The following is a 19,225-nucleotide window of genomic DNA, read 5'->3' on the forward strand; positions in this document are numbered from 1 at the left end:
AGGCTGGAAAGCCGCATGGGCACAGGCTTTTCAGGCGAATTCATTCTAGGACCGCGTCTTCCGAATGTCGCTTACCCAGGCTACAGCTAGAGTTAAGCAGGGCTTAGCAATGCGCCCGCTTGGGGGGCGTGCATGCATTCAGTTCGATTCAATTCGATTCAGTTCGGTGCGTGGACACGGACCGCGAGCGATCATGTCGGCCAGCCTTTCCCCACCCCACATCAGCGGCATGCGAGTGCTGAAACAGGGTTGTTTGGGCCAGGATTTTGTCCAAATCGGTTTCAAATCGGCTTTTTACCCAAGGAAGGCAGGCACAAGGAAACGTTTTCTTGCACAATGTTCGCAAATTGCTCGCAAATACAGCCAGGCAGAAAACTGCTTATCAAGTACACGGCTGATAAGCCGTGAAGTGTGTTTGATCCGTATTGAAGACGACGCCAGCAAAACTGGCAAGGCAATAGGGATGGAAAAAAAAAGAACGACGACCATGTCTGCGGTCCGTACATCCATGCAAACCACGACATCGAGCATGTTGAAGCTCGTGATCGTCATGGTCGTCATGGTCGTCTGGGCATCCCACCCCGCCGCTGCGGCCTTGCTCGATGAGCCGATCCAACCGATTCCGCCGACCCTGAAACAGGACCCGGCTCGCGCCGACATCGGACGCCTGCTGTTTCGCGATACGCGCCTGTCCGGCAATGGCAGTGTGTCTTGCGCCAGCTGCCACGATCTGGGTAAGGGCGGCGTCGATGGGCGCGCGCATTCGATTGGACTGAATCGCGGACTGACCGACGTCAACGCCCCGACCGTGCTCAATGCCGCGCTCAATTTCAAGCAGTTCTGGAATGGCCGTGCCGACTCGCTGGAAGCACAGATAGATCACGTCATGCAGAGCCCGGTTGAGATGGGTTCGAAATGGGAAGACGTCGTCCAGAAAGTGTCGCAGGACGCCGGGTACAAGCGCGCATTTGCGGCTGCCTACAAGGACGGGGTCACCAAGGCGAATATCCAGAATGCCATCGCGACTTTCGAGCGAACCCTGATCACGCCAAATTCGCGCTTTGACAAATTTCTGCGTGGTGACGCCAATGCCATTTCCGCCGCCGAGAAAACCGGATACGCAAAATTCAAGCAGTATGGATGCGTCGCCTGCCATCAGGGCGTGAATGTGGGCGGCAACATGTTTCAGAAGTTTGGCGTCATGGGCAACTACTTCGAGAAGCGCGGCAATCCGACGCAGGCCGATCTTGGCCGTTATCTCGTCACCAAGGTGGAAAGTGACAGGTACGTCTTCAAGGTGCCCAGCCTGCGCAACGTCGCGCTGACCGCGCCCTATTTCCACGATGCCTCGGCGAAGACGCTGGAAGATGCCGTTGACATCATGTTCAGGTACCAGCTCGGCCGCGTCGCCTCCAGGGAGGACAAGGATTCCATCGTCAGGTTTCTGGGCACACTGACCGGCGAACTGGACGCAAAGCCGTGAGAGTGTCCAAACCATTGACCTGGTTACCGATGGCGGCTGTGACCGCCATCCTGATGTTTGTTCTGGTTTTCCTCTATGAGAAAACGCAAAGCTTTGGTGGACCCGATTACTTTGAGAATGTCGTCCTGCTAAGGCATCTCAAGCAACTGGATGCCGAATGGGAATTGGACGTTCTGAAGTCCAAAGTCGGCATCAACACGCACTACGATCCCCTGGCTGGCTCCCTGGTTGAATTAAACCGGCTGCTGGAAAAACTCAAGGCGGACATGGAGACCCAGCAACACGCCGAAGCTGCTACGCTGGAGAAGAACCGTGCGGCGCTGTTCCGCGTCATCCAGGAAAAAGCCGTCCTGATCGAACAGTTCAAATCGAACAACTCGGTGCTGCGTAACTCGCTGGTCTTCCTGCCGACTGCGGCAGCGGACGTCGAACAGTCGGTAGGGCAAACCAGTGCAAGCGCACAGTCAGCCGCCAGACGCGCCTTGATCAGCGTGAACAAGCTGCTGCTCGCCAGCCTGCTGTACAGCCAGAGCGCATCGGATGACAAGGGTTCTGAAATCCAGGCCGAGTTGAGCCAGCTTGATGCCGGTTTGCATAACCTTCCACCGGATATCCGGGAGAGGCTGGATATTTTCGGCGTGCATGTCCGCACCATCCTGCGCGAGCAAAAGACTGTCAATCAGCTTCTCGGCCGTATTATTGCCGTGCCAACGGCAGCAATGATCGATGAGATCAACAACGCGATGACCGTTGAACACCAACAAGCTGAAGTGCAGCTCGACCAGCATCGTGCGTACCTGCTGATTTTCTCGGCGGTGCTGGTGGCGCTTCTCGTGTATGCGGCGATTCGCCTGGTGCGCAGTCACGCCGTGATCAACCGCGTCAACGAGGAGCTCCAGGACGTCAATGAAAATCTGGAGCTACGGGTTCAGGAACTGCACCAGACGCAAAGTGAACTGGTCGCCACGGCGCGCCAGGCCGGCATGGCGGAGATGGCCACCAACGTGCTGCACAACGTGGGCAACATCCTGAACAGCGTCAACGTCTCCGCCGACCTGGTCGGCAGCACGCTGCGCACCTCCAGGACCCATGGTTTGACGCGGGCCGTGCAATTGATGAACGAGCACGCGGCGGACCTGGGCGATTTTTTGACCCTTGACGACAAGGGCAAGATGCTGCCCGACTACCTGAGCGGGATTGCGCGAGCCCTGGCGCAGGAGCAGCAAGACATGCTCAAGGAACTAGGGCACCTCACCCGAAGCATCGATCACATCAAGGACGTGGTGGCCACCCAGCAATCCTACGCAGGGGTGTCCAGCGTCATCGTGCCGGTCCAGATATGCGATCTGGCGGAGGATGCCTTGCGCATGAACGGCGGAGCACTCGCGCGCCATCAGGTGACCGTGGTCAAGGAGTTTGCAGAGGTACCGGTGGTGCGGCTCGACCGGGCGCGCGTGCTGCAGATCCTGGTGAACCTGATCAGCAACGCCAAGAACGCCATGGCGGGCATGACGGGCGGATCGCACCGGATCACGCTGCGTGTGGACGTCGCCGCCGGCTCCAGTTTGCGGGTATCCGTCAAGGATGAGGGCGAGGGCATCACGGAGGAGAACCTGACGCGGATCTTCGCGCACGGATTCACCACCCGCAAGGCAGGCCACGGCTTCGGGCTGCACAGCTGCGCGCTGGCGGCCCGGCAGATGGGCGGCGCCCTCACGGCCCACAGCGACGGCCCCGGCAAGGGCGCGACCTTCACGCTGGAACTCCCGATCAACGCCGCGCAGGCCGAGTCATGAAAGCGCAGCACCCGCCGGAGTCCCTCATCAGCCCCGCCCCTGCGGCCCGGAAAACCGGGCTCGCAGAGAAAGGCCGATTCTCGTGGCTTGACGCGTCCATGAACGGATTTGGCATCAGAGCCAAAGTCGCCGCGCTGACTGGTTTTTGTCTTGTGTTTGCGCTGATTTCCACACTGGTTCTTCTGTCGTGGATGCAGGTGAATGTCAATCGCGACCGTGAGGTTCTTGCCTCGTACATGCGCTGGATGGAGTTGGCGAGAGTCCAGCAGGTGAATTTCAAAAAACAGGTGCAGGAATGGAACAACATCCTGTTAAGAGGCCATCGCCCGGAGGATTTCGAGCGCCACCGTCGATTGTTTTTGGTGCAGGAACGCCTGGTTCAGGAAAACGGGAAAGCCTTGACAGGCATGCTCACCCAACCCGCCCTCCGCGCCAGGGAGGACGAATTTTTGAAAGTGCATGAAGAACTTGGCCGTCGCTATCGAAACGCCCTGGGGGTCTTCGAGCAAAGCGGAAGACTGAATTTTCAGGCGGTGGATCGCCTGGTTCGCGGGATGGATCACGTGCCGACCGACTTGATCGACGGGCTCGTGGCATCGATCGCCAACGACTTTGACCAATACAAAACCTCCCTTGCTGCCGTCCTTCTCGATGAACAGCGTTACGCGGTAGGGGCGGCCCTCAGCGTGTTCCTGGGACTCATGCTGGCGAGCCATCTGCTTGCCAGGCGCATCACCAGGTCCATTCATGACCTGACGCAGACGGTAGCCAGAGTTTCGGCCGAGAAAGACTATTCGCTCCGCGCGCAACGAAGCAGCCGCGATGAGCTGGGCCTGCTCACGGACGGGTTCAACGAAATGCTCGCCCAAATTCAACAAAAGAATGCCACTTTGCAGCAGTCCCACGACGATCTCGCGGCACGGGTCGCCGAGCGCGACCACGCCGAAGAAGCGTTGCTGGTGTCGCAGGCGCTCTATCACTCGCTGGTCGTGCAGCTGCCGGTCGGGATTTTTCGCAAGGACGCCGCCGGGCGACACGTTTTCGTCAACCCCCGGTTTTGCGAGCTCAAACACATGCCGGCGGATCAGATTCTGGGCTGGACCGCGCCGGAGATTTGCGCGCGCGAATCACAGAACGCGACCAGCATGTGGCTCCCTGAACTGGCCGGCCAGGGGACGATCCACCACGAGCAGATCATGCGAAACGGGCAGCCGGTCGCACTGGAGGAAACCTACACTGGCCCGGACGGCCAGCCGCAGCACTGGCAGGTTGTCAAATCGGCGGTGTTTGGGCCTGACCAGGCCATCATTGGCAGCCAGGGCGTCGTGCTTGACATCACCGAGCGCAAGCGGACGGAGCGAGCCCTGCGCGAGAGCGAAGAGCATTTTCGCTTTCTGAACGATCTGGCCAAAGCAACGCGCGCGCTGGCCGATCCGGAGCAGATCATGGCAGTGACGGCGCGCATGCTGGGCGAGCACCTGGGCGCCTCCCGCTGCGCCTACGCAGACGTGGAAAAGGACGGCGAACAGTTCGCCATCCTGCACGACTACACCGACGGCTGCATGAGCACCGTGGGCAATTACCAGCTTTCGCTCTTTGGTGCGCGGCCCGTGGCCAAGCTCCAAAGCGGGCAGACACTGATCATTCGCAATGTGGAGGCGGAGCTTTTGCCGGGCGATGGGGCAGAGATGTTCAATGCCATCGGCATCCAGGCGATCATCACCTGCCCGCTGGTCAAGGATGGCATTCTTCGCGCCATGATGGCCGTACACCAGACGACACCGCGCGACTGGACCCCGGGCGAAGTCGCCATCGTTCAGGAAGTCGTCGAACGTTGCTGGGCGACGATAGAGCGCAGGGCCGCGGAGGAAAGCCTTCGCCAGAGCGAAGCCCTGCTCCGTATTGCCGGCCACACCGCCCGGCTGGGCGGCTGGACCGTTGACCTGCCGGAAGCCCGCATCACCTGGTCGGATGAGATATGCGCCATCCACGACGTGGCACCCGGCACCGCGCCTGGACTTGAGCTGGCCTTGAGTTTCTACGCCCCGCAGTCGCGTGAGTCCATCCAGAAAGCCTATGAGGCCTGCGTCCGGGAGGGCACGCCCTTCGATCTCGAAGCGGAACTCATCACCGCCAAAGGACGGCATGTCTGGGTTCGCGCCATCGGCGAGGCCGAACGCCATGCCGCCGGCACGATCACGCGGGTGCAAGGGGCGCTTCAGGACATCACCGCACGCAGGCAGGCGGCGCTTGAGCTGGAGCAGGCCCACACTCAACTGTTGGCAGCATCCCTCAAGGCCGACATGGCGGAATTCGCCACCGGAATCCTGCACGACATCGGCAATGTGCTCAACAGCGCCAATGTCGCGTCTTTTTGCGTGGCTGACAGCCTCAGAAAATCGAAGGCCGCCAATTTGTCCAAAGTGGTCGCGCTGCTGCGGGAGCATGAGAACGATTTGGGCGACTTCTTCACCAACAGCCCCAAAGGCAGGCAGGTGCCGGTTTACCTGGCGCAACTGGCCGGGCAACTGGCCGAAGAGCAAGCCGGCGCGCTCGAGGAACTGGCGCAACTGCAAAAGAACCTCGAACACATCAAGGAGGTTGTGTCGAGGCAGCAGGGCCTGGCCAGAACGCCCGGCGCGACGGAAACCGTCAACGTGCCCGAGTTGGTGGAAGACGCCCTGCGGATGAACCTGAGCGGGGTGGCGCAGCGCGACATTGAAGTCATCAGGGATTTCAAGGCCGTACCGCCTGTCAGGGTGGAAAAACACAAGGTACTGCAAATCCTGGTCAACCTGGTTCGCAACGCCAAACAATCCTGTGAAGTTTCAGGCCGCCAGGAGAAAAAATTGGGCATCCATACGGCCCGTGACAATGATCACGTTCGAATCGCGGTCAGTGACAACGGTGTGGGCATACCGCCCGAAAACCTGGCGCGAATCTTTTCCCACGGCTTCACCACCAAAAAGGACGGCCACGGCTTCGGGTTGCACAGCTGCGCACTGGCGGCCGCGGAGATGGGTGGCACCCTCACGACCCACAGCGACGGGATCGGCCGGGGCGCGACCTTCACACTCGAACTTCCGATCAACGCCGCGCAGGACCAGCCATGAACCCGCTGCAAAACCGGCACATCTTGCTGGTCGATGACATGCCCTCGATCCATGAGGACTTCCGCAAGATCCTCGTGGCCAAGCCGGGGGCGCGCGATCTGGACGATGTCGAAGCGGCCCTGTTTGGCCAGGCCGCATCGCCGTCCGATGACGGCTTCGAACTGGACTCGGCCTACCAGGGGCAGGAAGGCGTGGCCAAGGTCGAAGCCTCCGTTCAAGCCGGCCGTCCTTATGCCATGGCCTTTGTGGACATGCGCATGCCCCCGGGCTGGGATGGTGTGGAGACGATTGAGCGGCTCTGGCGCATCGACCCGCAGGTGCAGGTCGTGATCTGCACGGCCTACTCCGACTATCCGTGGGAGGAAGTGCTGGCGCGGCTGGACGTGCAGGATCGCCTGCTCATCGTCAAGAAGCCGTTCGACATGATCGAGGTCAGCCAGCTGGCCAGGACGCTGACCGCCAAATGGGAACTGGCGCGCCAGGCGGCGTTGCAGATGAACAGCCTGGAAGGCGCCGTGCGGGAGCTCACGGCAACCGAAGCGGCCCTGCGCCAATCCAACAAGGAGCTCGAGGCGTTTGCGTACGCCGTTTCGCATGATCTGCGCACGCCGCTGAGCATCATGAATGCGTTCAGCAATCTGCTGGCCAAGGAACTGGACGGCCATGCCAGCGAGACGGTGCTGCACTACCTGTCCAGAATTCAGGCCAGTGCCGTGGTGGGGTCGCAACTGATCGAAGCCCTGTTGTCCCTGGCGCAGGCATCGCGTGTCGAGCTGCACATGGAGCCCGTCGATCTGAGCGCCATCGCGCGCGAGCTCCTGGACGAATGCCGCAGCGTTGCTCCGCCGCGCGAGGCGTCCATCACCGTTCAAGATGGCTTGTGGGTCCACGGCGACCAACGCTTGATCCGGACCGCGATGCAGCACCTGCTGCACAACGCATGGAAGTTCTCGTCCCTGCGGAGCCATACCGAGATCGAGGTCGGCCGGCTGGACGGCGCTGACGACGAGGCGGTGTTCTTCGTGCGAGACAATGGTTGCGGTTTCGACATGGCTTACGCCGGCAAGCTGTTCGGCACCTTCCAGCGACTCCATGCCGTCCATGAGTTTCCCGGAACCGGTGCGGGGCTGGTCACCGTGAGCCGGATTGTCGGCCGGCACGGCGGCCGGGTCTGGGCCGATTCCAGACCTGACGAAGGCGCCACGTTTTACTTCACGCTCCCTTCAGCCGCCCGGCAAGGCCCGCTCCGTGAAAGCCGCATCGAACCACAAGAAAGCAGGAGCGCGCCATGACCACGCAGCAGAACCGGCACATTTTGCTGGTCGACGACATGCCCTCCATCCATGAGGACTTCCGCAAGATCCTCGCGGTCAGGCCGGGGGGGCGCGATCTGGACGAAGTCGAAGCAGCCCTGTTTGGCCCGCCCGCATCGCCGTCCGGTGAGGGCTTCGAGCTGGACTCGGCCTACCAGGGGCTCGAAGGGGTGGCCAGGGTCGAAGCCTCCATTCAGGCCGGCCGTCCTTATGCCATGGCCTTTGTGGACATGCGCATGCCTCCGGGCCTGGATGGCGTGGAGACGATCGAGCGGCTCTGGCGCATTGACCCGCAGATGCAGATCGTGATCTGCACGGCCTACTCCGACTACCCCTGGGAGGAAGTGCTGGCGCGCCTGGATGCGCAGGATCGCCTGCTCATCATCAAGAAGCCGTTCGACATGATCGAGGTCAGCCAGCTGGCCAGGACGCTGACCACCAAATGGGAACTGGCGCGCCAGGCGACGTTGCAGATGAGCGGCCTGGAGGACGCCATAGAGGAGCGCGCCAGGGCGATGCGCGCCAGCGAATCGCAGTTGCGCCAGATCACGGACACCGTGCCGGCCCTGATTGCCTATGTCGACGCTGAACAGCGCTTTCAGTTTCACAACCTGGCCTACGAAGAAGGCTTTGGCCTGAAGCGCGATCAGATCCACGGCAAGACCATGCGCGAGATGATGGGTGATGCGCTTTACGAAAAAGAACGCAGCAAGATTGAAGAAGTCCTGTCGGGTTACGCGGTGCAGTATGACCGCGCGCAGAAAACCGCAGATGGCCAGCTGCGCGACTACGTCATGCAGTACTTTCCGCGCTATGGCGAAGGCGAGGATGAAGGCAAGGTGGTGGGCTTTTTCTCGCTGGGCACCGATGTGACCGAACTCAGGCGCATCGACCGCATGAAGAGTGAATTTGTCTCCACCGTCAGCCATGAGCTGCGCACGCCGCTGACCTCCATCCGCGGCTCGCTGGGCCTGATGGCCGGTGGTGTTGCCGGAGAGCTGCCGGTCATGGCCAAGAACCTGGTCGGTATTGCCGCCAATAACTGCGAGCGCCTGATCAGGCTCATCAACGACATTCTTGACAGCGAAAAAATCGAGTCGGGCAAGATGCGCTTTGAGCTGCAGCAGGTGGAGCTGCAGCCCCTGCTGGCGCAGGCCCTGGCGGCCAATGAAGGCTTTGCAGGCCAGCACAACGTCAAACTGGCCCTCGATGCCCCGACAGCCGCGGTGAGGGTCAACGTCGACAGCGACCGGCTCACCCAGGTCGTCACCAACCTGCTGTCCAATGCCGTGAAATTTTCACCGCCGGCGTCCTGCGTACATATCAGGCTGCTGTGCAGCGGCGGGCGGGTCCGGGTTGAAGTGGCCGACAGCGGCCCCGGCATCCCCGAAGAGTTTCGCAAACGCATCTTCCAGAAATTCTCGCAAGCCGACACCTCGGACACCCGGCAAAAGGGTGGCACGGGCCTGGGCCTGAGTATCTCGCGCGCCATCGTGGAGCAGATGGGCGGCAGCATGGGATTTACCACCAAGACCGGGATAGGGACCGTTTTTCACTTTGAGCTGCCCGAAGCGGTGCCGCTGCCGGTTGAAGACCGGGACAGTGCCGCGCCGCGGCCCCGTGTCCTGATTTGCGAAGACGACCCCGACATTGCCCGGCTGATCAACCTGATGCTTGAAAAGGGCGGCTTTGATTCGGACATCGTGCACAACGCCGCGCAAGCGCTGGAACAGGTGACGCGCTGGCCTTACGCCGCCATGACGGTCGATCTGAACCTGCCCGACCTGGACGGGATCTGCGTGATCCGTGCGCTGCGCCGCGAAAGCCGCACGCGGAACCTGCCCATTGTGGTGGTGTCGGCCAACGCCGAAGAAGGCGAACTCGAATTCAACACCCAGCCGCTGGCAGTGTCGACCTGGCTGGAAAAGCCTATCGACGAAAACCTGCTGATCCTGAGTTTGCGCCGCGCCATTGACAACATGGCTGAAGGCAAGCCGCGCATTCTGCACGTCGAGGACGACCTGGACATTCAGCGCATTGCCGCGGCCATTGCCCAGGACTTCGCAACCTTTGAATTCGCCTGTACCCTGCAGGAAGCGAGGGACCAGCTGGCCAGCCATCATTACGATCTGGTACTGCTTGACCTGACGCTCCAGGACGGTTCGGGCTGGGAGCTGTTAGACACCATCGAAGCGCTGGACCCCGCACCACCGGTCGTCGTGTTCTCTGCCAGCGATCTGAACATGACGGAAAGCCAGCGCGCAGAAGCGGTGCTGGTGAAAGCGAACACCTCCAACGCGGAGCTGATCCAGACCTTGCAGCGGGTGCTCGACGACAGCCTGTGGGGCACAACCCATCCACCCCTGAGTACCTAGAACTTTGACTTGTCATTGCGGGCCTGACCCGCAATCCATGGATCCCGGATCAAGTCCGGGATGACAAACCAGGGGGCAAGGGCTTGACTGAACCGTATTGCGCCTGGGCCTGGGCCCGAATCCATCGCTTTCATTGTGTTCCGATACCTCTGTGTCGAAGTACTAGAACTTGCCCGTGAATAATTTGGGGTCGTGCAACCGCCAACCCCATAAAAAAACGCGCCCGAAGGCGCGTTTTTTGTGGAAAGTGAAAGCGAATTACTTCGCCACCACCCGCACCATCTCCAGGCACTTGTTCGAATAGCCCCATTCGTTGTCATACCAGGCCACGACCTTGATGAAGGTGCCGTCGAGCGCAATGCTGGCGTCGGCGTCGAAGATCGACGTGCGGGCATCGCCGCGGAAGTCGGTGGCCACCACCTTGTCTTCGGTGTAGCCGAGCACGCCCTTGAGCGCGCCTTCACTTTGCGCTTTCATTTCGGCGCAGATTTCCTTCAGCGTGGCTTCCTTGCTCAGCTCGCAGGTCAGGTCCACCACCGAGACGTCGGAGGTGGGCACACGGAAGGACATGCCGGTGAGTTTTTTGTTGAGCTCGGGAATCACCACGCCCACGGCCTTGGCGGCGCCGGTGGACGACGGGATGATGTTTTCCAGGATGCCGCGGCCGCCGCGCCAGTCTTTGTTGCTCGGGCCGTCCACGGTCTTCTGCGTGGCAGTCGCTGCGTGCACGGTGGTCATCAGGCCGCGCTTGATGCCCCATTTGTCGTTGAGCACCTTGGCGACGGGCGCCAGGCAGTTGGTGGTGCAGCTGGCATTGGAGATGACGGCTTCGCCCTTGTAGGTCTTGTCATTCACGCCGAAGACGAACATGGGGGTGTCGTCTTTCGAAGGGGCGGAAATGATAACCTTCTTGGCGCCGGCCGCCAGGTGCTTTTCAGCCGATGCCTTGTCGAGGAAGAGGCCGGTGGATTCGATCACGACCTGCGCGCCGACGTCATTCCATTTCAGGTTTGCAGGATCGCGCTCCTGCGTGAGGCGGATTTTCTTGCCGTTGACGATCAACGTGTTGCCGTCGACTGACACCTCGCCCTTGAAGCGGCCATGCACCGAGTCGTACTGCAGCATGTAAGCCAGGTACTCGGGCTCAAGCAAATCATTGATGCCCACGATTTCAATGTCGCTGAAGCTCTGCACCGCCGAACGGAACACATTGCGGCCGATGCGGCCAAAACCATTAATGCCTACCTTGATCGTCATGCTCGTTTCTCCAGAAAAGTTAATATCAAAAACCGGTTCTTGCCGAATACTGATTTATTTCTTCAACACCTTGCGCACGGTGTCGGCCACGTTCTCGGGCGTGAAGCCAAAGTGCTTGAACAACGCCGCAGCGGGCGCCGACTCGCCGTAGGTGTCGATGCCGACCACGGCGGCGCAGCCGTATTTCCACCAGCCGTCGGTCACACCCATCTCGACCGCGATGCGCGGAATGCCGGCCGGCAGCACGGACGTCTTGTACGCGGTGCTTTGCTTGTCAAAGGTGGTCGTGCTGGGCATGGAAACCACGCGAACCGCGATCTTTTTGCCGGCCAGCAGTTCCTGCGCCTTGAGCGCCAGCTGCACTTCGGAGCCGGTGGCGATGATGACGGCCTGGGCCTTTTTGTTCAGCCCCACTTCGGCGGGCTCGGCCAGCACGTAAGCACCCTTGCTGATCTCGCCAAGGTCGTTCTTCGGCGCGTACGGCAGGTTCTGGCGGCTCAGCAACAAGGCGGTGGGCTTGTTGCTGTTTTGCAGCGCCACGGCCCAGGCCACGGCGGTTTCGGCCGTGTCGCCCGGACGCCAGACGTCGAGGTTGGGAATCAAACGCAGGCTGGCGGCGTGCTCGATCGACTGGTGCGTCGGGCCGTCTTCGCCCAGGCCGATGGAGTCGTGCGTGAACACATGCACCACGCGCAGCTTCATCAGCGCGGCCATGCGGATGGCGTTGCGGCTGTAGTCGCTGAAGGTCAGGAAGGTGCCGCCGTAAGGGATGTAGCCGCCATGCAGCGCCACACCGTTCATGATGGCGGCCATGCCGAATTCGCGCACGCCGTAGTTGATGTGACGGCCGCCGACCTGGCTGCCGTTGGCGGCTTCGGTCTGCACCACCTCGCCGTTCAGGTCAAAGCGCAGGCTGGGCGTTGACTTGGTGTTGGTGAGGTTGGAGCCGGTCAGGTCGGCCGAGCCGCCCAGCATCTCGGGCAGGCCGGCGGTAAAGGATTCCAGCGCAATCTGCGAGGCCTTGCGCGACGCCACGGTTTCGGCCCGGGTGTGCGCGCCAATCACCGTATCGACGGCCAGCTGCGAAAAACGTTTGGGCAGTTCGCCCTTCATGCGGCGTGTGAATTCCGCGGCAAGTTCCGGATAGGCGGCCTTGTAAGCGGCAAATTTCACATCCCAGGCCGTCTCTGCGGCCAGGCCGGCGGCCTTGGCGTCCCAGGCGTCATAGCTTTCCTTGGGCACTTCGAACGGGGTGTGCGGCCAGTTCAGTTCGTCGCGCGTGAGCTTGATTTCTTCGGCGCCCAGCGGCTCGCCATGGGCCTTGGCGGTGTTGGCGCGGTTGGGGCTGCCTTTGCCGATGTGGGTTTTGCAGACAATCAGCGTGGGCTTGTCGGTACTCTCTTTTGCTTCCGCAATCGCGGCCGACACGGCCTCCGCGTCGTGCCCGTCGAGGGGGCCGATCACGTTCCAGCCATAGGCGGCGAAGCGCAGCGGCGTGTTGTCGATAAACCAGGGGGTGACCGGGCCGTCAATCGAAATGCCGTTGTCGTCGTACAGGGCAATCAGCTTGCCCAGCTTCCAGGCGCCGGCGAGGGCGGCGGCTTCGTGGCTGATGCCTTCCATCAGGCAGCCATCGCCCATGAAAACATAGGTGTGGTGGTCGACCACGCTGTGGCCGTCACGGTTGAACTCCTTGGCGAGCAGCTTTTCGGCCAGCGCCATGCCCACGGCATTGGTCAGGCCCTGGCCCAGGGGGCCGGTGGTGGTTTCCACGCCGGGGGTGTAGCCGTGCTCGGGGTGGCCGGGGGTTTTGCTGTGCAGCTGGCGGAAGTTTTTCAGCTCACTCATCGGCAGCTTGTAGCCGGTCAGGTGCAGCAGCGCATAGAGCAGCATGGAGCCGTGGCCGTTGGACAGCACGAAGCGGTCGCGGTCAAACCACTGCGGATTGTGCGGGCTGTGCTTGAGGTGGCGGCCCCACAAGGCAACGGCGATATCGGCCATGCCCATGGGCGCGCCAGGGTGGCCGGAGTTGGCCTGCTGCACGGCATCCATGGCCAGCGCACGAATGGAATTGGCCATGAGGGATGGGGAGGTGTCAGCCAGTGCAGTCATTGACGTAAGGTCCAGGGTAGGTGAAGGTCGCGCCCGGCAACTGGCTTGGCATTACGGAAAAACCAGCAAGCGCGGGAAAACCCGTGATTTTACGGGATGTGCCCGGTCGGCAGGCCGGGCGACCGGGCGCGCCCCCGGGCCCCGGCGGTGTTTCAGCGTCGGGCGGGAGCCGTGGCAGCGCCAGCAGCTATCAAATCCATAGCTCGTTGTGCCCGCATAAAGCTGGCTGCAGCCCGGTTTTCTGCTTAAAAAGGCCATAATCGCAGCCTGTATGACCACCCAAGCCCTGATTCTGGCCGCCGGTCGCGGTGAACGCATGCGCCCGCTGACCGACACCTGCCCCAAGCCCTTGCTCACTGTGCAGGGCAAACCACTGATCGTCTGGCATCTTGAGGACCTGGCACGCGCCGGGGTGACCGACGTGGTGATCAACACTGCCTGGCTGGAGGAGCAGTTTCCCGCCGCGCTCGGCGATGGCCGCGCATGGGGCCTGCGCATCCGCTACTCGCACGAAGGCGCGCGCTTTGGCGGCGCGCTGGAAACCGCCGGCGGCATTGCCACCGCCCTGGCGCTGCTGGCCGATGCGCCGTTCTGGCTGATGGCGGGCGATGTCTACACGCCCGGGTTTGAGTTTTCGCCCGCCGCTGCCACACGGTTCGCCGCGTCTGATTCACTGGCCCATCTTTACCTGGTGCCGAATCCGCCGCACCACCCCCAGGGCGACTTCGGCCTCTCGGCCGACGGCCTGGCGCTGGACGAGGCCGCGGAAAAGTTCACCTACAGCACCCTGGGCCTGTACCGCCCGGCGCTTTTCAACCACACGCCGGCCGGGCAGAAGGCCGCACTGGCGCCGCTGCTGCGCCAGGCCATGCGGCGCGGCCTCGTCTCGGCGGCGCTATATTCAGGCCCATGGACCGATGTGGGAACGCCAGAGCGCCTCACTGAACTCAACGAGTAACTCCACGAGCCCAACCAACCCCGCCGACCGGCAACACCACCATGACCACCAGCATTTACCAGAAGCGTCGCGCCACCATTGCCCGCGCCCTCAAAGCGGCCGGCGGCGGCATCGCCCTGCTGCCCACCGCCCCCGAAGTGCCGCGCAACCGCGACAGCGACTTCCCGTATCGCCACGACAGCTACTTTTACTACCTGACCGGCTTCAGCGAGCCCGACAGCTGGCTGGTGATTGAGGCCAGCGGCCAGACGACGAAGACCACGCTGTTTTGCCGGCCCAAGGACCTGGAACGCGAGATCTGGGACGGCATTCGCCTGGGCCCCAAGGCCGCGCCGGCCGGCCTGGGGGTGGATGCCGCCTTCAGCGTCGAGACACTGGACGAGAAAATGCCGGCGCTGCTGGCCAACCAGAAGGCCGTGTGGTTTCCGTTTGCCACGCACAAGGGCCTGGAAAGCCAGGTCGATGGCTGGCTGAACAGCGTGCGCGCGCGCGTGCGCTTTGGCGCCGAATGCCCGCAAAGCCAGCACGACCTGTGCAAGCTGCTCGATGAAATGCGGCTGATGAAAGACAGCCACGAGATTGCCATTTTGCGACGCGCCGGCAAGATCTCCGCCGCTGCCCATGTGCGCGCCATGCAGACCTCGGCGGCCATGCTGCGCAATGGTGCAAACGGTGGAATCAAGGGCGGCCTGCCCAATGGGTTAAGGGAGTACCACCTGGAAGCCGAACTGCTGCACGAGTTCCGCCGCCAGGGCTCGCAGTTCCCGGCCTACGGCAGCATCGTCGCAGCGGGCGCCAACGCCTGCATACTGCACTACCGCGCGGGCGACACCGAGCTCAAGCCCGGCCAGTTGTGCCTGATCGATGCCGGCTGCGAACTCGACGGTTACGCCAGCGACATCACGCGCACCTTCCCGGCCGATGGCAAGTTCACCCCGGCCCAGCGCACGCTCTATGACATCGTGCAGGCCGCCCAGGAGGCGGCGGTGCAGGTCACCAGACCGGGCAAGCGCTTTCTGGACCCGCACGAAGCGGCCACACGGGTGCTGGTCGAAGGCATGCTGGACACCGGCCTGCTGCCCAAAGCCAAGCACGGCAAGGTCGACGACGTGCTGGAGTCGGGCGCCTACCGCCAGTTCTACATGCACCGCACCGGCCACTGGATGGGCATGGACGTGCACGACTGCGGCGACTACACCGAACCTTCGGCCAAGCCACGCGAAGAAAAAGACGCGCTGGGCCAGACCGTGATGCGCAAGCCCTCGCGCATCCTGAAGCCCGGCATGGTGCTGACGATCGAGCCGGGCATTTACGTGCGCCCCGCCAAGGGCGTGCCCAAGGAGTTCTGGAACATCGGCATCCGCATTGAAGACGACGCGCTGGTCACCGCCAAAGGCTGCGAGCTGATGACGCGCGGCGTGCCGGTCAAGGCCGATGAGATTGAGGCCTTGATGCGTGGGTGAAGGCCGGCTACGGCCAACAACGAACCTTGCACATGAACCCCTGGGTTGTCTACTGTGACGGCAGCGCCGTGCCCAACCCCGGTCGTATCGGCCTTGGCGCAGTGTTTACCGAGCCTGATGGCACGCGCCACACGCTTTCGCAAGCGGCGCATGAGAACGGCTGCAACAATGAAGCGGAGCTAAGGGCTCTGCTGGCAACGCTTCGGGAACTGAAATTGCGTGGTGCGGACATACTTCTCATACACTGCGACAACAGCGTCGTTGTCGAACAGGTCGGCGGCGGCACAGCAAAGCCGATAGCCCGGCTGGCCTCCTTGTTTGATGAAGCGCGAGCATTGCTCCATTCGTTCGCCCAGGCCAACCTGGTGTGGATACCGCGCCATCGCAACAGCGAAGCCGATGCTCTGGCTCGTGCTGCATTAGGGATTGCTGAAAAGCGCGTTGTCAAAATAGCCAGGAAGCGGCGTTAATTCCAGACGAGCTGAGGCTGCAGCCGGCCAGAACCGGTAGTAGACCGCTATCTGCTTCCGGCTTCGAATCAAACCTGAATTTAAATGACGTCAAGCAACCGTTCATTAGCGATTAGGGGCTTAGGCTGGGTTAGTTGCAACCCGGCGTTCCAGCTTATCCAGTCGGATAAACTGGATTCCCAGAATATCCGACGATCTACATCACGTTAGACGCCTCTCAACCCGTCGCCGCGCGTCTCGCCCGTACATTCACAGAGGGAACGGAAAATGAACAGGCCTTTCACCCTTGTCGCAGTCGTCGTCTTTTCGCTGGTCTCCGTGCTGCAGTTGCTTCGGCTTCTACTGGGCTGGGACATAACGATCAACGGAATAACGATTCCGCTCTGGGCGAGCGGGGTCGCCGTTGTAGTGGCCGCGGGTCTCGCAGCGATGGTATGGCGGGAGCGGCGCTCGTGATCCGAAGGCAAGGCTGCAAGCGTGGGCAAGAACTTTTCGTTGTGAAGCGCTTCCGCCCACTACCGCCCTCAGCGCGGAGTTGCATCGCCAGTAAGTTTGCAGGTGGCGCCGCTTGTCCGTCCGGGGCAGCAGCCGAGGCAGCCGTCAAGGCCTCTGTAGCGCACAACTCGCAGGCGTCAAACCATTCGTTCGAGCCGACAACCACCGGCAAGCCGGCGTCCGCGGCTCAACTTAAACGTTAAACATCAGATGGTGCGCGTACCAGTCTCAGCCACCGACGACGAGCTCCTGGCTCTCGTACGAACATGGCTCGACGCCCTCGCGGCGGAGAGGTACGAGCTCCTATTCGAAGAGCTTGGCTACGCGATGGCATACGACGGAGGCGCCACAGCCATTCGCCGAGACATCGAGAGGTATCGCTCGAGTCGGTATTTTCCGGGTGTCGACAGCTTCCGAGTTTCCGATTGGAGGACCGCCCTCGGAGGTAACCCTAAACCGACCGCGCTCGTGCGCAGGTACGCCTTCAATCCGCAGCTTCCCATCATCGCGACCGTGGAGGTCGATCTTCCACTCAACGGGAAATGGAGTGATCTTGAGGCTGACTTTGTCGTGACTGTCCAAGGCCCTGCAGAGCGCGAGGGTGTGCTCTGCCTGGAAGACATCTCGGCGCCTGGGGACTCTGATGCTTAACATGTCAATCGACACGGACCCACAACAGCAGGAGGCGGCTTCGCCGCAGGTGTTGGTGGTCCGATCATTTTTACGTTAGGCGTCGGAAGTGCCACTCGCGCGAATCGCTGTCAAAGCAGAGTTGGAGCCGCAGTTGCGCCTCTACCGCCGCCTTTGGCTGTCGCGCATTGATCTGCACGAGGCAAAGGCGAGCATCACAGAGATCCTCAAGTCAAACCTACCCTTCCCTCGTCGCAGGGAACCCAGCGCGCTCCTTGTCGCGCTCACAACAGCGTTGGTGGTTTCGTACGCACGCCCCTTCGTGAATGCGCGGGGCCATTCAGCAGTCGCCGAGCGAACCGTCCCGGGAAAATTGCTTCGTGTATTCACTTCACGGGAGCGAGAGCTGCATGAAGCGCTCGTTGAGATGAGGAATCGAGAAGTCGCTCACTCAGACGCAGATGTGCTCGAAATGTCGATTGAGCTATTTCCCGGAGGCGACGGTGGCATATGTCGAGCAGCACGCCATCCTCTGCGTCGAATCGAACTGCGCGCACTTGATCGCATGCTCGAAAAGCTGCTGGCCCAAATCGAGCGCCGGTGCGAGGAGCTTCGGAAGGAGTTGCCGCAGAATGTCTGGCTGTAGGGAGCGTGAATCAAATGCCGACGCCTAACCCTTCCATCGAGGGGACGTCCACAAGCAAGCTTCGCTTGCTTGCGGCCGCCCCTCATGTCAAACGTTAGCCCTCATGCTCATAGCTCACTCCGAATCGGCATTCCGACAGTTCCTGGCGGACGCCGGGAAGACCCCGGAGTTGTTGCTGCCGGAAGAGTTGCTCGAGGCTGGAATTTCATTCTTCCGAACGGTTCGCGCCACAGACGCCTTACCGGTGGGGGACGACTCGTTCGGCGACGCTTTGCTCTTTCAATGGGGTACACGAGACGCGCTGCCGCCTCACTATGGAGCCTGCTATTACTTCGACCTGACACGTCAGTTCATTTCGCAGCAGGGAGAAGACGACGACGCCATGTTTCAACTCACGTGTCAGTTGCAGTATGAGCTCTCACCGCGACTGCGCGCGGTCGAAACAGGCAACCGATGGTGCAGCAATCTACAAGCGCTTCCCGAATTCGAGGCATTCGCGTTTGGCCATCCAGCCCTCTTGGCGGTGGCGGGTCAGCGGGCTAACAAGATAGAGTTCTACCTCACGCCCGTATGACGGCTAGCAGGTCAGTCAAGAGCGGGCCGCCTACGGCGTTCGCTCATGTCAAACATTAGGCTACAGTCCAAAATCCTCCGCACTCACTTTACTTCGCAGAGTCAGACGCAGGCTCAAAAAGCTCCACCGGATTGCCAGACGGATCCTCAATCAGAATCTGCCGCCCGCCTGGGCCAGCGACGATGTCGTTGCGGAACTCAACTCCGGCTTTTCTCAGAACTTCCACATCGCCCTCAAGGTTGCTGCTTTGTACGATTATCCGATTCCACCCACCCGGCGCAGGTCTGCGGCCGTCCGGCATCGGTTGCGATCCCCCGCCTGGTCCTCGAGGTGGACTCAACACGAGCTGCAAATTCTCCCGCGCGAGAATCGCGAAATATGGACCCGATTGGGCAGAGACGCGAAACCCCAAATGATGGGTGTAGAAGGCAATTGCTTCGTCGACATCGTTCACGATGTAGCGAACCATTAGCGCGTTCAGTTTCATGCTGAAATTCCTTTCTCTGGCAAGGTGTCAGTGACAAGCCAACAAGGTGACAA

The 19,225-nt window shown here is 61.5% G+C and carries 14 protein-coding genes; 11 read left to right on the plus strand and 3 right to left on the minus strand.

Annotated features, from left to right (window positions below):
• The first annotated feature begins 193 nt into the window (after nt 1–193).
• The 5 genes from AC1DS5_RS02290 to AC1DS5_RS02310 all read left to right on the plus strand — a co-directional run bounded on the left by AC1DS5_RS02290 (nt 194) and on the right by AC1DS5_RS02310 (nt 10,080).
• Nucleotides 194–1,483 (plus strand): cytochrome-c peroxidase, encoded by a 1,290-nt coding sequence (locus AC1DS5_RS02290; RefSeq protein WP_477716623.1) that lies wholly within the window; start codon nt 194–196, stop codon nt 1,481–1,483.
• A 2-nt stretch (nt 1,484–1,485) separates the two neighbouring features.
• A complete protein-coding gene (locus tag AC1DS5_RS02295) occupies nt 1,486–3,279 on the plus strand; it encodes a DAHL domain-containing protein (RefSeq protein ID WP_477716624.1) in 1,794 nt (597 codons plus the stop codon).
• A gap of 98 nt (nt 3,280–3,377) precedes the next feature.
• Nucleotides 3,378–6,392, plus strand: a complete 3,015-nt coding sequence (locus AC1DS5_RS02300) for an ATP-binding protein (RefSeq protein WP_477716625.1) — start codon at nt 3,378–3,380, stop codon at nt 6,390–6,392.
• Nucleotides 6,389–7,684, plus strand: a complete 1,296-nt coding sequence (locus AC1DS5_RS02305) for a sensor histidine kinase (protein ID WP_477716626.1) — start codon at nt 6,389–6,391, stop codon at nt 7,682–7,684. Before AC1DS5_RS02300 ends, AC1DS5_RS02305 begins: the two co-directional genes overlap by 4 nt.
• The gene (locus tag AC1DS5_RS02310) at nt 7,681–10,080 is read left to right on the plus strand and encodes a response regulator (protein WP_477716627.1); all 2,400 of its coding nucleotides are present in this window, start codon (nt 7,681–7,683) and stop codon (nt 10,078–10,080) included. The genes AC1DS5_RS02305 and AC1DS5_RS02310 overlap by 4 nt, the downstream gene beginning before the upstream one ends.
• 258 nt (nt 10,081–10,338) lie before the next feature.
• On the opposite strand, the gene gap is transcribed toward AC1DS5_RS02310, so the two are convergent.
• Complete coding sequence (gap, locus tag AC1DS5_RS02315; protein ID WP_477716628.1) at nt 10,339–11,337, minus strand: type I glyceraldehyde-3-phosphate dehydrogenase; 999 nt, start codon at nt 11,335–11,337, stop codon at nt 10,339–10,341.
• 54 nt (nt 11,338–11,391) lie between these two features.
• The gene (tkt, locus tag AC1DS5_RS02320) at nt 11,392–13,449 is read right to left on the minus strand and encodes a transketolase (protein ID WP_477716629.1); all 2,058 of its coding nucleotides are present in this window, start codon (nt 13,447–13,449) and stop codon (nt 11,392–11,394) included.
• A 271-nt stretch (nt 13,450–13,720) separates the two neighbouring features.
• Here tkt and murU point away from each other — a divergent pair, with 271 nt between their 5' ends.
• The 6 genes from murU to AC1DS5_RS02350 all read left to right on the plus strand — a co-directional run bounded on the left by murU (nt 13,721) and on the right by AC1DS5_RS02350 (nt 18,685).
• A complete protein-coding gene (murU, locus tag AC1DS5_RS02325) occupies nt 13,721–14,407 on the plus strand; it encodes an N-acetylmuramate alpha-1-phosphate uridylyltransferase MurU (RefSeq protein WP_477716630.1) in 687 nt (228 codons plus the stop codon).
• A 41-nt stretch (nt 14,408–14,448) separates the two neighbouring features.
• Entirely contained in the window at nt 14,449–15,870 is a 1,422-nt protein-coding gene (locus AC1DS5_RS02330) for an aminopeptidase P N-terminal domain-containing protein (RefSeq protein ID WP_477716631.1), read from the plus strand.
• Nucleotides 15,871–15,902: 32 nt separating this feature from the next.
• A complete protein-coding gene (locus AC1DS5_RS02335; protein ID WP_477716632.1) occupies nt 15,903–16,340 on the plus strand; it encodes a ribonuclease HI family protein in 438 nt (145 codons plus the stop codon).
• A 705-nt stretch (nt 16,341–17,045) separates the two neighbouring features.
• Complete coding sequence (locus AC1DS5_RS02340) at nt 17,046–17,486, plus strand: hypothetical protein (protein ID WP_477716633.1); 441 nt, start codon at nt 17,046–17,048, stop codon at nt 17,484–17,486.
• A 133-nt stretch (nt 17,487–17,619) separates the two neighbouring features.
• Nucleotides 17,620–18,111, plus strand: coding sequence for a hypothetical protein (locus AC1DS5_RS02345; RefSeq protein WP_477716634.1), 492 nt, complete (start codon nt 17,620–17,622; stop codon nt 18,109–18,111).
• Between the two features lie 103 nt (nt 18,112–18,214).
• Nucleotides 18,215–18,685 carry a hypothetical protein gene (locus AC1DS5_RS02350; RefSeq protein ID WP_477716635.1) on the plus strand — a complete coding sequence of 157 codons (471 nt, stop codon included), beginning with the start codon at nt 18,215–18,217 and terminating at the stop codon, nt 18,683–18,685.
• Between the two features lie 88 nt (nt 18,686–18,773).
• Here the strand turns inward: AC1DS5_RS02350 and AC1DS5_RS02355 are convergent, their stop codons facing one another.
• Complete coding sequence (locus AC1DS5_RS02355) at nt 18,774–19,172, minus strand: VOC family protein (protein WP_477716636.1); 399 nt, start codon at nt 19,170–19,172, stop codon at nt 18,774–18,776.
• Nucleotides 19,173–19,225 lie beyond the last annotated feature (53 nt).

It is taken from the genome of Polaromonas sp. P4_H1 (assembly GCF_056400945.1).